The following is a 14,424-nucleotide window of genomic DNA, read 5'->3' as shown; positions in this document are numbered from 1 at the left end:
GAAGACAGCCCGTGATGTGGTCATTTGATGTAGAGCTCGGTCGCCATCCGGTTCCCCGGCGCGTTGATTGACACATTGCTGAAGCTGAAAGTGCCTTCCTGCTTGCCCTTCAGATCGAAGATATACAGGTAGCCGACCACCTTGGTGCTTGTCGAACAGTCGTTGAGATTGCCATTGCTGAACGCACACACTGGCGAGCGGGTGCCGTCGACTTCGAAGCCGTCCAGCGTGACATGAGGTTGGCGGCCATAACCGACCTCCAGCACGTAGACCTTGATATTCGGCCCGCTGTGATCGCAACGGGTCTGCGTCTGCCCCGCCGCGATATTCTCAAACCCACAGGTCGGCGATTCGACCTTGAGCACCTTGACCTCGCTCAGCGGCGGCGCCGAGGCGGCGTGCGCCGCCGGTCCGAGCAGCGCCAGGTTCAACGCGCAGGCCCATGCGAATTTTTTCATGCGATACATACCGACCTCCCCGGAATCGCGCGCAGTATGGCCCAACTTTTGCGTCTGCACACTTTGCGACGCACACCGAGGATCGCAGCCTCATCGCCGCGCTGCTATGATGCGCGGCTTTTTCCGACCCGCAGAAAATCCCGGGCGCCCCTGGCGCAGTGTGCTTTGCTGTTGAGGTCGATACATTCACGGCGCCGCGCGCGCCACGGGGAGCAGACATGCTGGAAAGGCTGTTTCAACTCAAGGCACACAACACCAACGTGCGGACCGAGATCCTGGCGGGCGTCACGACCTTCCTGGCCATGGCCTACATTCTGTTCGTCAACCCGAGCATTCTCGGCGAAACCGGCATGGACAAGGGTGCCGTATTCGTCGCCACCTGCCTGGCGGCGGCCATTGGTTCGACGGTCATGGGCCTGATCGCCAACTACCCGATCGCCCTTGCACCGGGCATGGGCCTGAATGCCTTCTTCACCTACACCGTGGTCTTGCACATGGGCCATACCTGGCAAGTGGCGCTGGGTGCGGTGTTCGTCTCCGCCGTATTGTTTTTCCTGCTGTCGATCTTTCGTATTCGCGAATGGATCATCAACAGCATCCCGCTGCCACTGCGCTCGGCCATCGCCGCCGGTATCGGCCTGTTCCTGGCGCTGATCGCCTTGAACAACGCTGGCATCGTAGTGAAAAACCCGGCGACCATGGTCGGTCTCGGCGACCTGAAGCAACCGGCACCAATCCTGGCGACCCTGGGCTTCGTCCTCATCGTCGCCCTGGAAGCACTGAAAGTGCGCGGCGCCGTGCTGATCGGCATCCTGGCGGTCACCGTTGTCTCGATCGTAATGGGCTTCACGCCGTTTGGCGGGATCATTTCCGCGCCGCCCTCCCTCGCCCCGACGTTTTTGCAACTGGACATCAAGGGCGCCCTGGACATCGGTCTGGTGAGCGTGATCTTCGCCTTTCTCTTCGTCGACCTGTTCGACAACTCCGGCACCCTGATCGGCGTCGCCAAGCGCGCCGGGCTGATGGGCAAGGATGGCCACATGCCGAAGATGGGCCGCGCGCTGATCGCCGACAGCACCGCCGCCATGGCCGGTTCGCTGCTGGGCACCTCGACGACCACCAGCTACATCGAGTCGGCGGCAGGCGTCAGCGCCGGCGGACGCACCGGCCTGACCGCCATCGTCGTGGCGATCCTGTTCCTGCTGGCGCTGTTCTTCTCGCCACTGGCGGCCAGCGTCCCGGCCTTCGCCACCGCGCCGGCCCTGTTGTTTGTGGCCGTGTTGATGACCTCCGGCCTGGCCGAGATCGACTGGGACGACATCACCGTCGCCGCCCCGGTGGTGATCACGGCGCTGGCAATGCCGTTCACCTACTCCATCGCCAATGGCATCGCCTTCGGCTTCATCGCCTGGACCGCCATCAAACTGGTGTCCGGCCGTGGCCGTGAGCTGAACCCGGCGCTGGTCATCCTGTCGATCCTGTTCGTTATCAAGTTGGGTTGGTTCAACGCATGACTTTTGATTCCCAGGCCTACGCCGCCCAGTTGCAGGACAAGGTCACGCGCTTGCGTGACTTGCTGGCTCGGTTCAATGCACCCGAGCCCGAGGTATTCGACTCGCCCTTGCAGAACTTCCGCCTGCGCGCCGAATTCCGCCTGTGGCGCGAAGCCGGCGAACGCCACTATGCGATGTTCTCCCAGGACGACAAGCGCACGCCGATCCTGATCGAAGAGTTCCCCATCGCCAGCTTGCGCATCAACCAGTTGATGCCGCAGCTCAAGGCCGCCTGGCAGGCCAGCGCGCCCTTGAGCCACAAGCTGTTCCAGGTGGAATTCCTGACCACCCTGGCCGGCGACGCGATGATCACCCTGTGTTATCACCGCCCGCTGGATGAACACTGGCACGCCGCGGCGTCGAAGCTCGCGACCGACCTGGGCGTCAGTATCATCGGGCGCTCCAAAGGCAAACGGGAAGTGATCGGCCACGATTATGTGGTGGAAAAACTTGAGGTGGGCGGCCGTGCCTTCAGCTATCGCCAGCCCGAAGGTGCCTTCACCCAGCCCAACGGCACGGTAAACCAGAAGATGCTCAACTGGGCTTATGAAGCCTTGGGCGATCGCAGCGACGATCTTCTGGAGCTTTACTGCGGCAACGGCAACTTCACGTTGCCCCTGGCCACCCGCGCGCGCAAAGTGCTCGCCACTGAAATCAGCAAGACATCGGTCAGCGCAGCGCTGAGCAACCTCAGCGAAAACGCTGTGGATAACGTCACGTTGGTACGGCTGTCCGCCGAGGAACTGACCGAAGCCTTGAACGAAGTCCGCCCATTCCGCCGCTTGCAGGGTATCGACCTGAAAAGCTACGAATTCGGCAGCGTCTTCGTCGACCCACCTCGCGCCGGCATGGACCCGGACACCTGCGAACTGACCCGACGCTTCGACAACATCCTCTACATCTCCTGCAACCCGGAAACCCTCGCCGCGAACATCGCGCAGTTGAGCGACACCCACCGCATCACGCGCTGCGCGTTGTTCGATCAGTTTCCGTGGACTCATCACATGGAATCCGGCGTGTTGCTGACCCGGCGCTGACCTACGCAAACCGTCGTGGCGAGGGAGCTTGCTCCCGCTCGGTTGCACAGCAACCGCAAAAACCTGGGGCTGCTGCGCAGCCCAGCGGGAGCAAGCTCCCTCGCCACAACTGCCCTCTCCTTATAACGGCAACGTCCGATCATCGAACAGTTATTGTCCGATGACCGCTGCTTTATTTGACCAAATTAACCATCTAGTACAATTTATCCCCACAGGCTGAACTACAGCCCACACCAACAATAAAAATGTGGAGAAATTGCGATGCCTCCGATCGTTCTGGTGCTCAACGGCCCGAACCTGAACCTGCTCGGCACCCGCGAGCCGGCCACCTATGGCCACGAAACCCTGGCTGATATTTCCGCGCTGTGCGGCTGCGCCGCCGAGGAGTTCGGCCTGGCCGTGGAGTTCCGCCAGACCAACCAGGAAGGCGAATTGCTCGACTGGATCCACAGCGCCCGTGGCCGGTGTGCCGGGATCATCATCAACCCGGCGGCCTGGACCCACACTTCGGTTGCGATCCGCGACGCGCTGGTGGCCAGTGAAGTCCCGGTGATCGAAGTCCACCTGTCCAACGTCCACGCCCGCGAAACCTTTCGCCACCATTCCTTTGTCTCGTCAGTCGCCATCGGCGTGATGTGCGGGTTCGGCAGCCATGGTTATCGCCTGGCCCTGGAACATTTCAGTCAGCGGTTGAAGGGTTGATGAATATGTCCAACGTCACTGTACTGGCCGGCCTGATCGGCGCGGGCATCCAGGCCTCTCGCACGCCGGCGCTCCACGAACACGAAGGCGATGCCCAAGGCATGCGTTACCTGTATCGGCTGATTGATCTGGATGCGCTGAAACTCGACAGCGGCGCCCTGGGCGATTTGCTGGTGGCTGCCGAACGCATGAGTTTTACCGGGTTGAATATCACGTTTCCCTGTAAACAGGCGGTCATCCCGCTGCTGGACGAGTTGTCGCCCGAAGCGCGTGGCATCGGTGCGGTGAATACCGTGGTGCTCAAGAACGGCAAACGCATCGGCCACAACACCGACTGCCTCGGGTTCGCCGAAGGCTTTCGTCGAGGCTTGGGCGATGTTTCCCGTCGCCATGTCGTCCAGATGGGCGCAGGGGGTGCCGGGGCTGCCGTTGCCCACGCGCTACTCGCCGAAGGCGTGGAGACGCTGAGCATCTTTGATGTCGAGACCAGCCGTGCCGAGGCGCTGGCGAACAACCTGAACCAACAGTTCGGCACCGGCCGTGCTCGCGCCGGGCATGACCTGCCCACCGCCATGGCCGAGGCCGACGGGCTGGTGAACACCACGCCCATGGGCATGGCGAAACTGCCGGGGATGCCGGTACCGGTGGAGCTGTTGCGAGGCGATCTGTGGGTCGCGGAAATCGTCTATTTCCCGTTGGAAACCGAACTGCTGCGCAACGCCCGCGCCCTCGGCTGCCGCACGCTGGATGGCGGCACCATGGCGGTGTTCCAGGCGGTGAAAGCGTTCGAACTGTTCAGCGGCGTGGCGCCCGATGCGGGGCGGATGCTGGCGCATTTTCAGCGCATGGATCACTGAAGCCTGATCACAATCCCTGCTTACCTTGTGGGAGCGAGCTTGCTCGCGATGGCGGTGTTCCAGTCACCACTGGTGCTGGCTGATCGGCCGCTATCGCGAGCAAGCTCGCTCCCACACAGGCTCGCGTCCACATAAGGTTCGGTGTCAGGCCTGCAAGTACCGCAATACCGATTCACAGACCATCTGCCGATGGCGCTGCTTGACCGCTTCGTCCGACAGATCGATCTGAAAGATCTCACCGAACGTCTGGCGGTTGGACACCCGGTAGAAGCAGAACGAACTGATCAGCAGGTGCACATCCAGCGGCTCGAGACCGGCGCGGAATACGCCCTCCTCGGCGCCTCGACGCAATATCACGCCAAGGGAATCGAGGATGGTGTTGGTCATCGCCTTGATCGCGCCAGACTGCTTCACGTATTCGGCGTTGTGGATGTTCTCGATGCAGACGATACGCACGAAATCGACGTTGCGGTCATGGTGGTCGAAGGTGAACTCCACCAGGCGCCGGATCGCGTCGACCGGCGCCAGCTCCGCCAGGTGCAGGCGGCTTTCGGTGGTGCGGATATCGCCGTAGAGTTTTTCCAGCACCTCGACGTACAGCTGCTCCTTGCTGCCGAAGTAGTAATAGATCATCCGCTTGGAGGTGTGGATGCGCTCGGCGATGGCGTCGACCCGCGCGCCGGCCAGGCCCTGCTGGACGAACTCGACGATAGCTTCCTGAAGAATGTTTTCCCGGGTCTTTTCCGGGTTGTTCTTGCGACTCTTGCGCGGCGCGGCGACAGGTTCGTCGAGGGCTGCGGAAAGCTCTGGATTCATAGTCATTACGGGCTCACGGCCATCACTGCACAGGTTGGCGATTATGGGCCGCACCGCACAGTGAAGGAAGCCACGGCGTTGCCCTTTACCGCCGCGCTTACGATTTCCCTACAACTTGGCGTGCCGCAAGCCACCGCTACGAGACTTGGCCATGGCCGCCAGCCGCACCGCGACGTTGGCCGCGCCGTAGCCGGCATAACCGTTCTTGCGCTGGATGATTTCGAAGAAAAAGCGCCCTTCGAACGGTTCGGTATAGACGTGAAACAACTCGCCGCCCTGAGCGTCACGGTCGTACAACACATTGAAATAGGCCAGCTCGCTGAGAAACTCATCATCGAAATCGAAACGTGCCGCCAGGTCATCGTAGTAGTTGAGCGGAATGTCCAGCAACGGCACCCCGGCCTCCTTGGCACGGCTGACCTGGGCGAAGATATCGTCGCAGTCAAAGGCGATATGGTGCACGCCGGAACCGCGATAACTCGACAGTGCATGTGAGATCGCGGTGTTGCGGTTCTCGGAAATGTTCAGCGGCAAACGAATCGAACTGCAACGGCTGCGCAACGCACGGCTTTTCACCAGGCCATAGGGGTCAGGCAACACCACTTCATCGTCAGCTTCGAAATCCAGCAGGCTCTTGTAGAACAGCACCCAACTGTCGAGGCTGTCGGCCGGCAGCGCCATCGCCATGTGGTCGATGCGCTTGAGCCCGGCGCCGATGACCGCACCGGGTTGCAAGTTGAAATCGGTGCCATAGACATCGGCGTCCTGGTCCACCAGGTAGATCAGGCTGCCGTCCGGCGCTCGCACCGCCGCCAGCTCCAGCTCGTTGGGCCCGACCAGGCCACGATAAGGCTGGCCCTTGTAGGCCACCGCCCGCTTGAGAGCGCTGGCGCTGTCCTTGACCCGCACGGCGGTGGCGCACAACGATGGGCCATGGGCTTCAAAAAAGCTGTGGGCGAAGGAATACGGCTCGCAATTGAGGATCAGGTTGATATCGCCCTGGCGCAACAGGCTGACGTTCTTGGAGCGATGCTGGCCGGCCTTGACGAACCCCAGCCGCTCCAGCCAGTGGGAGAGCTTGGCGCCGAGGTTGTCATCCACGGCGAACTCCAGGAATTCAACGCCGTTGTATTCGCTGGCCGGCGCTGTCGCAAAGAGGATATCGCTGTTCTGCGCAGGCGCTTGCGCGGCCAGGCGCTCACGGGTTTTCTCTTCCAGGTACAGCAGCGAACGCAAACCGTCGGCGGCGTTGGCCCTGGGCGGCGCGGCGCGAAACCCGTCGTTGAAGATCTCCAGCGACAGCGGCCCGGTGTAACCGCTCTGGATGATCGGCGCGAGGAAACCCGGCAGGTCGAATTCGCCCTGGCCCGGGAAACAGCGGAAATGCCGGCTCCACTCCAGGACGTCCATCGCCAGGATCGGTGCGTCGGCCATCTGCACGAAAAAAATCTTGTCCCCGGGAATCTCGGCGATGGCGCTCGGGTCGCCCTTGAGGGACAAGGTGTGGAAGCTGTCGAGCAGCACGCCCAAGCTGGGGTGATCGGCCTGGCGCACGATGTTCCAGACCTGTTGATAAGTATTCACGTGGCGGCCCCAGGCCAACGCTTCATAGCCGATGCGCAGGCCCCGCGCACCGGCGCGCTCGGCCAGCAGCCTGAGGTCATCAATCAGGACCTGCTCGTCGCCGACGCTGTCGGCCGAGGCATTGCTGCACACCAGCACCAGATCGGTGCCCAGCTCTTGCATCAGATCGAATTTGCGCTCGGCGCGGTCAAGGTTGCGCGCCAGACGATCCCGGCGGCAGCCTTCGAAATCCCGAAATGGCTGGAACAAAGTGATGGCGATACCCAGGTCGGCGCACATCTGCCTGATGTCCCGAGGGCTGCCGTCGTAATACAGGAGGTCGTTCTCGAAAATTTCCACGCCGTCGAAACCAGCGGCGGCAATCGCTTCGAGTTTTTCCGGCAGGGTACCGCTCAAGGAAACAGTGGCAATGGAACGCTGCATGACTTCGGCTCCCGGGACAGGCATCGGCTACACAAGGTGCGCCGCTTTTGAAAGAGTCAGCCGATTATTGAGCGGTCGGTTTTTTTGGGCAATTTAATATGTACCATCCGGTTAGTTTTTTGGGCGATTATCGAACACAATGCCCGATCAGCGAATTGACGATTTTTTGTCCACTGCGCACCATCGACCCCACATTGACGCCGGGTTGCGGCGCGAGCCTCAATGCAGACCCAGACCACACCATAAGAATTTCAAGAACGGGTGCACCTATGATTCCTTCCCAGAGTTCCCGCCTGGCCCCCGGCCTGAGTGCCGCCCAAGACGGCATCGGCGACAAGATCCGTGGCGCCATGGCCGTGGGCAAGACCCGTTGGGGCATGCTTGCCCTGGTGTTTTTCGCCACCACCCTGAACTACATCGACCGCGCCGCCCTTGGGGTCATGCAGCCGATCCTGGCCAAGGAGATGAGCTGGACGGCGATGGACTACGCCAATATCAACTTCTGGTTCCAGGTCGGTTATGCGGTCGGCTTCCTGCTGCAAGGTCGCCTGATCGACCGGATCGGCGTCAAGCGCGTGTTCTTCTGCGCCGTGCTGCTCTGGAGCCTGGCAACCGGCGCCCATGGCCTGGCCACTTCGGCGGTGGGCTTCATGGTCTGCCGCTTCATCCTCGGCCTGACCGAAGCCGCCAACTACCCGGCCTGCGTCAAGACCACGCGGCTGTGGTTCCCGGCCGGCGAACGGGCCGTGGCCACCGGCATCTTCAATGCCGGCACCAACGTTGGCGCGATGTTCACGCCGATGCTGCTGCCGCTGATCCTGCACGTGTGGGGCTGGCAGGCCGCGTTCCTGTGCATGGCCGCGCTGGGCGGGATCTGGTTACTGTTCTGGGGCCTGAAATACTTCAACCCGGAAGATCACCCCAGCGTCAAACAGTCGGAACTGGACTACATCCAGGCCCAGGAAGAACCGGACCAGGTCCGCGTACCGTTCTCCCGTATCCTGCGCATGCGTGGCACCTGGGCCTTCGCCCTGGCGTACTCGATTACCGCGCCGGTGTTCTGGTTCTACCTCTACTGGCTGCCGCCGTTTCTCAACCAGCAATACAACCTGGGCATCAACGTGACCCAGATGGGCATCCCGCTGATCATCATCTACCTGACCGCCGACTTCGGCAGCGTCGGCGGCGGGATCCTGTCCTCGTTCCTGATCGGTCGCGGGGTCAACCCGATCAAGGCGCGACTGGTCTCCATGCTGCTGTTCGCCTGCTGCATCGTTGGGGTGATCATGGCCGCCGGCTCCAGCAGCCTGTGGGTGGCGGTGTTTGCCATCTCCCTGGCCATCGGCGCGCACCAGGCCTGGACGGCAAATATCTGGAGCCTGGTGATGGATTACACGCCCAAGCACATGATGAGCACCGTGTTCGGCTTCGGCGGCATGTGCGCCGCCGTCGGCGGGATGTTCATGACCCAGTTGGTGGGGCACATCCTGACCGTCACCAATAACAACTACACGGTGCTGTTCACCCTGATTCCGGCGATGTATTTCATTGCGCTGATCTGGATGTACTTCATGGCGCCGCGCAAGGTTCCGACCCTGGAAAACTGACCGTGAACTAACGGACAGCGATCTACCCGTGGCGAGGGAGCTTGCTCCCGCTCGATTGCGCAGCAATCGTAAAAAAGCGAGGGCCGCTTCGCAGCCCAGCGGGAGCAAGCTCCCTCGCCACAAAAGCCTGTGCCAGCCATAAAAGGCTTGAGCTTTACTTGCGCCGCTGCTGCCACGCCGCTGCCAATCCACTCAAGCAGATCAGGACGATACCCACCACCGTGGTCAGCGTCGGCGTATGGCTGAACAACAGCCAGCCGAGCAGCCCGGCGAAAATAATCTGGCAATACCCGAATGGCGCCAGCAACGCCGGGGCGGCGAAGCGGAAGGCCTGGGTCAGCATCAGGTGCGCGGTCATCCCGCAGGCACCCAATGCGAGCATCATCAAGCCGTGGGTCACGCTGGGCACTTGCCAGAAAAACGGCACCAGCGCGCTCATCACCAGGGTATTGCAAAGTCCTGCGAAAAAGTTACTGGTGGTCGGGCTGTCGATCTCGCTGAGCTTGCGCGTGAGCAATTGGTAGAAGCAGAAAAACAGCGCCGAACAGAACGGCAACAGCACCGCCGGCGTGAACAGATCACCACCGGGGTGAACGATGATCAGCACCCCGATGAAACCGAAGATCACCGCGATCCACTGACCGCGCGTCACGTGTTCGCCCAGCAACGGCACTGACAGCGCGGTGACCAGCACGGGGGCGAGGAAGTTGACCGCGGTCGCCTCGGCCAAGGGGATGTACATCAGCGCCGTGGTGAAAAACAGACTGGTGCCCAACAGGCACAACGCCCGGGCCAGTTGCCACAACGGACGCTTGGTCCGCAGCACCCGCAGCCCCGAGCGCGGCAGGAAAATGCCCGCCATCAACAACGTGTGCACCACGTAACGGGCCCAGACCACCATGATGATCGGATAAAAACCCGAGAGATATTTGGACAATGCGTCGTGACTGGAGAACAGGAACGTTGCGACCAGAATAAGCACGATGCCCTTGAAAGCCTGGTTGACGCCGGAGAGCGGAGTGCTGACGGTCATGAGGGAAACCTGCGTTGCTTGATGAAAGGCCGTGATCCTTGATGCACTTGTTGGGCCAGCGAGGATTCCGATAGTTCTGATCCGAAGTGTAATGAAAATTCCACTCTCGGGCAGGACCGGCGCACCGATGAACCAAAATCCCTGTCAGTTGCCTGAAAGCTCAAGCATGCGCGCACCTTGCGCTCCTGAAAGCTAGACTCTTCGCCACAGCTGCCATTCTTCGCACGTCATCCAGAGGATTCCCCACATGTTATGGAAAAAAGGTCGCCGCAGTGACAACGTGGTGGACGCCCGCGGTGACGGTGGGGGCGGCGGCGGGATGCGTTTTGGTGGCGGCAAGGGCTTGAGCCTGACGGCCATTATCCTGATCGTCGGCATCGGCTGGATCACCGGCCAGGACCCCATGCAGATTCTCGGGCAACTGACCGGGCAGATGGACCAGGCTTCCGCGCCCGCCTCTTCGCAAACGCGCCAGGCACCACCGGCCAACGACGAACAGGCTGAATTCGTGCGCTCCATCCTGGGCGATACCGAAGACACCTGGGGCCAGGTTTTCCAACAGGCCGGGCGCCAGTACCAGCAACCGAAGCTGGTGCTGTTCAGCGGTCGGGTCAACTCGGCGTGCGGCCTGGCTTCCTCGGCGACCGGCCCCTTCTACTGTCCGGCGGACCGGCAGGTTTACCTGGACATGAGTTTCTTCAAGGAAATGTCCCAGCGCTTTTCCGCCGCCGGAGACTTCGCCCAAGCCTACGTCATCGCCCATGAAGTAGGCCACCACGTGCAGACGCTGCTCGGCGTGTCGGCGAAAATCCAGGAAGCGCGCCAGCAAGGCCGGCAAATGGAAGGCGACGGTGGTTTGCTGGTGCGTCAGGAATTGCAGGCCGATTGCCTGGCGGGCGTCTGGGCCAACCATGCGCAAAAGCGCCTGAACTGGCTTGAACCGGGCGATATCGAAGAGGCCTTGACCGCCGCCAATGCCATTGGCGACGATCGCCTGCAGCAACAAGGCCAGGGCCGCGTGGTGCCGGACTCGTTTACTCACGGCACTTCCGCCCAACGGGTGCGCTGGTTCAAGACCGGTTTTTCTCAAGGCCAGGTCAGCCAGTGCGACACCTTCGCGGCGAAAACCCTGTAGATGAAGTGGCGGGCATTGATCGGGCTGGTGCTGTGCTGCGCCGTAGCCCAGGCCGAGGAACACGGCGTCAAGGTGATCGCCGAGGGACGCTTGCAGATCAGGGGCGGCGCCATGGCCGTCGGTGTCAGCCCGCCACCGGCCTCGATCGAGCGGGTGCTGATCATCCTCCATGGTCGGCTGCGCAATGCCGATACTTACTTGCACAGCGCTGAAAAAGCCGCGGCACAGGCCGGTCAATCAGCGACGACGTTGATCATTGCCCCACAGTTTCTCAACGAACATGACGTGGCGCGCCATCAGTTGCCTGCCGAAATCCTGCGCTGGCAGGGCAACGACTGGATGGCGGGAGGCCTGTCCACGGGGCCGAAACCGCTCAGTTCATTCCAGGTGCTGGACGACATCGTTGCGCGGGTCAGCGACCGCCAGCAGTTTCCCGCAGTGAAAGACATCATCATCGCCGGCCACTCCGGCGGCGCCCAAGTGGTGCAGCGCTATGCCCTGCTTACCCATGGCACTTATCGCATCAGCCCACGGTTCGTGATCGCCAACCCTTCGTCCTATGCCTACCTGGACGCACAGCGGCCCATGGCGTTCGACCCGGTCAGTTGCCCAGGCTTCAATCGCTGGAAATACGGCCTGGAAAACCTGCCCGCCTACGCTACCGGGCAAACGCCTGCCCAGCTGGAAAATCGCTACATCAAGCGCGACATCGTCTATCTGCTGGGGCAACAGGACATCGACCCGGAACATCCGGCGCTGGATAAAGGTTGTGAAGCGCAGACACAAGGGGCGTATCGGCTGCTACGGGGGCATTTCTTCTTTGACTACCTGACCCGGCGTCATCCGCAAGGGTTGAACCAGCGACTGATCGAAGTGCCCGGGGTTGGGCATGATGGGGATGGGATGTTCAATTCGCCGGAGGGGTTGAAGGTGTTGTTTGGGCAGTGAGCGTTGTGTCGACCGGGAAACCCTTTCGCGAGCAGGCTCGCTCCCACAGGGGAGCTGCGCTGGTCCTGAATCGCTGTGGGAGCGAGCCTGCTCGCGAAAGCGGCAAGTCAGGCACCGCCCGAATCAAACCGAAAGCATCCGCCGCAACTCGGCGCAATCACGCGCATGCCAGTCTGTCAGCTCAGGCCAGGGATTGTCCGGCAGATTCACCAGCACCGTCCGCGCCCCCGCCGCGCGACCGCAGTCGAGGTCAAAGCGGTAGTCGCCCACCATCACCATGGTCTCGGGCGCCACGTTCCAGGCCTCGGCCAGTTTCAACAGGCCACCGGGATGAGGTTTGGGCGGCGCTTCATCACGGCCGAGAACGTCCTCCACGGCAAAACAATCGGCCAGGCCGATCGCGTCAAGCGTCACGTGGGCGAGCTCGCGGGCATTGCGCGTCAGGATGCCCAGGCGATAACCACGCCCGGCCAACTCACGGACCAGCTCCACCGCCCCCGGCGCGGGCCTGGAGCCCAGCGCGAGATCCCGCTCGTGTTCCAGCAACCAGGCATGTTTGGCCGCGGCTTCTTCAGCGGGCAATCCCGCCAGATGCGTGAGGATGTCGTCTTCGGCCGGAATCGCCAGGGCCACGCGGATCGCGGCGAAATCATGCACGGCGATGGTCAGCGTGCCGTCCATATCGAACACCCAGTGCCGCACATCGGCGAGGCTCATGCCCAGTCCTTGCGATGGCGGATCAGGCCTTCCTGGGTCACCGAGGCCACCAGTTGCCCGGCGCGATTGAACACACTGCCCCGGGAGAACCCACGGGAATTGCCGGCCCAGGGGCTGTCCATGGCGTAGAGCAACCAGTCATCGGCGCGCAGGTCGGCATGGAACCACAACGCGTGGTCGAGGCTGGCGACCTGCATGTCCTTGTGCCAGACCGATTTGCCATGAGGCAGCAACGAGGTGGTCAGCAGGCCGAAATCCGACGCGTAGGCCAGCAGGTATTTATGCAGGGCCGGGGAATCCGCCAAGGCGCCATCGGCACGAAACCACACGTACTTGACCGGATCGGCCGGTTGCGGGTTGTACGGGTCCTTTTCGGTGACCGGGCGCACCTCGATCGGCTTGGGGCACAGCAGTTTTTCACGCATGTGTTCAGGCAACAGGTGCGCGCGCTGCTGGGTCAGTTCCAGTTCCGAGGGCAGGTTTTCCGGCCCGACGACCTGCGGCATCGTGCTCTGGTGCTCGAAGCCCTGCTCGTCGTACTGGAACGACGCGCTGCAGGTGAAGATCGGGTTGCCCTTCTGGATCGCCGTGACCCGTCGGGTGCTGAAGCTGCCGCCATCACGCACGCGATCCACCTGGTAGACCACCGGCAACGCCGCATCGCCCGGACGCAGGAAGTAGCCATGCATCGAATGCACATGGCGCGCCTCTTCCACGGTCTGGCTGGCCGCCGACAGCGACTGGCCCAGCACCTGGCCGCCGAACAGCTGGCGAAAGCCCAGGTCCTGGCTGCGACCGCGAAACAGGTTCTCTTCGATCGGTTCCAGGGTCAGCAGGTCGACCAGATCTTCCAACACGTGGCTCATTCAGATTTTCCTCACACAGCACAAAACCGCGCAGGCTGTGCTGCGGCGGCGGATCGATAATTGGCCCGGGCCATTTTGGCGGGCATTGTAAACGTCCGTGTCGGTTAACCGTGAAGGGTCTGCAACCATTGCTCACGATTGATGCGATAGAGCACATGGTGACGCAATGGATGACCGACCGCGAGCTTTGGGTGTTCGAAATCATCGTCCGGATCGTGCTGCATGCCGATGGCCTGCATGACCTTCTGCGAAGGCAAGTTATCCACAGCGGTAAACGCCACCACTTCATCCAGGCCCAGGCGGTCGAAGGCACAACGCAACGCGGTCCATGCGGCTTCGCTGGCATACCCCAGCCCCCAGTGTTCGCGCGCCAGGCGCCAGCCGATTTCCACCGCCGGGGTGAAATGCGCATCGAACCCGACCACGCCCAGCCCGGTAAAACCGATGAAGGCACCGGTGTCCTTGCGCTCCAATGCCCACAAACCAAAACCATGCTCGGCAAAATGCCCGCGCACCCGGCCGATCAACGCAGCGCTTTCCAGACGACTCAGGGGGGCCGGAAAATAACGCATCACTTGCGGATCGGCAGACATCGCCGCAAACGCCGGCAGATCTTCATCGCGCCACTGCCGCAGAATCAGCCGTGCGCTTTCCACTTCCAGTATCGGCTCCATCTTCACTCCCTTTC

The 14,424-nt window shown here is 61.9% G+C and carries 14 protein-coding genes; 7 read left to right on the top strand and 7 right to left on the bottom strand.

The annotated features are described in order from the left end of the window. Positions 1 to 20: 20 nt before the first annotated feature. Positions 21 to 458, bottom strand: coding sequence for a DUF4879 domain-containing protein (locus J3P84_RS04225; protein ID WP_434628061.1), 438 nt, complete (start codon positions 456 to 458; stop codon positions 21 to 23). 218 nt (positions 459 to 676) lie between these two features. On the opposite strand from J3P84_RS04225, the gene J3P84_RS04220 reads away from it, so the two are divergent. From J3P84_RS04220 to J3P84_RS04205, 4 genes are all read left to right on the top strand, one after another. Further along, positions 677 to 1,972: an NCS2 family permease gene (locus J3P84_RS04220; RefSeq protein ID WP_305498657.1), complete on the top strand. Its 1,296-nt coding sequence runs from the start codon at positions 677 to 679 to the stop codon at positions 1,970 to 1,972. Next, a complete protein-coding gene (gene trmA / locus J3P84_RS04215; protein WP_434628058.1) occupies positions 1,969 to 3,048 on the top strand; it encodes a tRNA (uridine(54)-C5)-methyltransferase TrmA in 1,080 nt (359 codons plus the stop codon). The genes J3P84_RS04220 and trmA overlap by 4 nt, the downstream gene beginning before the upstream one ends. Before the next feature lie 261 nt (positions 3,049 to 3,309). Beyond that, entirely contained in the window at positions 3,310 to 3,750 is a 441-nt protein-coding gene (gene aroQ, locus J3P84_RS04210; RefSeq protein WP_434628055.1) for a type II 3-dehydroquinate dehydratase, read from the top strand. Positions 3,751 to 3,755: 5 nt separating this feature from the next. Then, positions 3,756 to 4,607 carry a shikimate dehydrogenase gene (locus J3P84_RS04205; protein ID WP_434628052.1) on the top strand — a complete coding sequence of 284 codons (852 nt, stop codon included), beginning with the start codon at positions 3,756 to 3,758 and terminating at the stop codon, positions 4,605 to 4,607. A 144-nt stretch (positions 4,608 to 4,751) separates the two neighbouring features. On the opposite strand, the gene J3P84_RS04200 is transcribed toward J3P84_RS04205, so the two are convergent. Together J3P84_RS04200 and quiC are read right to left on the bottom strand one after the other, a co-directional pair. After that, positions 4,752 to 5,429, bottom strand: coding sequence for a TetR/AcrR family transcriptional regulator (locus tag J3P84_RS04200; RefSeq protein WP_320389482.1), 678 nt, complete (start codon positions 5,427 to 5,429; stop codon positions 4,752 to 4,754). A 102-nt stretch (positions 5,430 to 5,531) separates the two neighbouring features. Beyond that, a complete protein-coding gene (gene quiC, locus J3P84_RS04195; protein ID WP_434628049.1) occupies positions 5,532 to 7,430 on the bottom strand; it encodes a 3-dehydroshikimate dehydratase QuiC in 1,899 nt (632 codons plus the stop codon). A gap of 269 nt (positions 7,431 to 7,699) precedes the next feature. Between quiC and J3P84_RS04190 the strand changes: the two genes are divergently transcribed. Next, positions 7,700 to 9,037 carry an MFS transporter gene (locus J3P84_RS04190; protein ID WP_434628046.1) on the top strand — a complete coding sequence of 446 codons (1,338 nt, stop codon included), beginning with the start codon at positions 7,700 to 7,702 and terminating at the stop codon, positions 9,035 to 9,037. A gap of 154 nt (positions 9,038 to 9,191) precedes the next feature. Here the strand turns inward: J3P84_RS04190 and J3P84_RS04185 are convergent, their stop codons facing one another. Further along, positions 9,192 to 10,070, bottom strand: a complete 879-nt coding sequence (locus tag J3P84_RS04185) for a DMT family transporter (RefSeq protein ID WP_434571664.1) — start codon at positions 10,068 to 10,070, stop codon at positions 9,192 to 9,194. Positions 10,071 to 10,317: 247 nt separating this feature from the next. On the opposite strand from J3P84_RS04185, the gene ypfJ reads away from it, so the two are divergent. Then, on the top strand, positions 10,318 to 11,205 hold the full coding sequence (gene ypfJ / locus J3P84_RS04180; protein WP_434628042.1) for a KPN_02809 family neutral zinc metallopeptidase: 888 nt from the start codon (positions 10,318 to 10,320) through the stop codon (positions 11,203 to 11,205). Then, positions 11,206 to 12,153 carry an alpha/beta hydrolase gene (locus J3P84_RS04175; RefSeq protein ID WP_434628039.1) on the top strand — a complete coding sequence of 316 codons (948 nt, stop codon included), beginning with the start codon at positions 11,206 to 11,208 and terminating at the stop codon, positions 12,151 to 12,153. 123 nt (positions 12,154 to 12,276) lie between these two features. Here J3P84_RS04175 and J3P84_RS04170 read toward each other — a convergent pair whose 3' ends face one another. The 3 genes from J3P84_RS04170 to J3P84_RS04160 form a co-directional block, all read right to left on the bottom strand. Next, the gene (locus J3P84_RS04170) at positions 12,277 to 12,870 is read right to left on the bottom strand and encodes an HAD family hydrolase (protein ID WP_434628036.1); all 594 of its coding nucleotides are present in this window, start codon (positions 12,868 to 12,870) and stop codon (positions 12,277 to 12,279) included. Then, positions 12,867 to 13,736: an acyl-CoA thioesterase II gene (tesB, locus tag J3P84_RS04165; protein ID WP_072411434.1), complete on the bottom strand. Its 870-nt coding sequence runs from the start codon at positions 13,734 to 13,736 to the stop codon at positions 12,867 to 12,869. The genes J3P84_RS04170 and tesB overlap by 4 nt, the downstream gene beginning before the upstream one ends. Before the next feature lie 104 nt (positions 13,737 to 13,840). Continuing rightward, entirely contained in the window at positions 13,841 to 14,410 is a 570-nt protein-coding gene (locus tag J3P84_RS04160; protein WP_434571658.1) for a GNAT family N-acetyltransferase, read from the bottom strand. Positions 14,411 to 14,424: the final 14 nt, after the last annotated feature.

It is taken from the genome of Pseudomonas sp. Z1-29 (assembly GCF_051131995.1).
In the GTDB taxonomy this organism is placed as follows: domain Bacteria; phylum Pseudomonadota; class Gammaproteobacteria; order Pseudomonadales; family Pseudomonadaceae; genus Aquipseudomonas.
The sequence above is the reverse complement of the archived record's forward strand: the minus strand, read 5'-3'. Positions and strand labels throughout refer to the sequence as shown.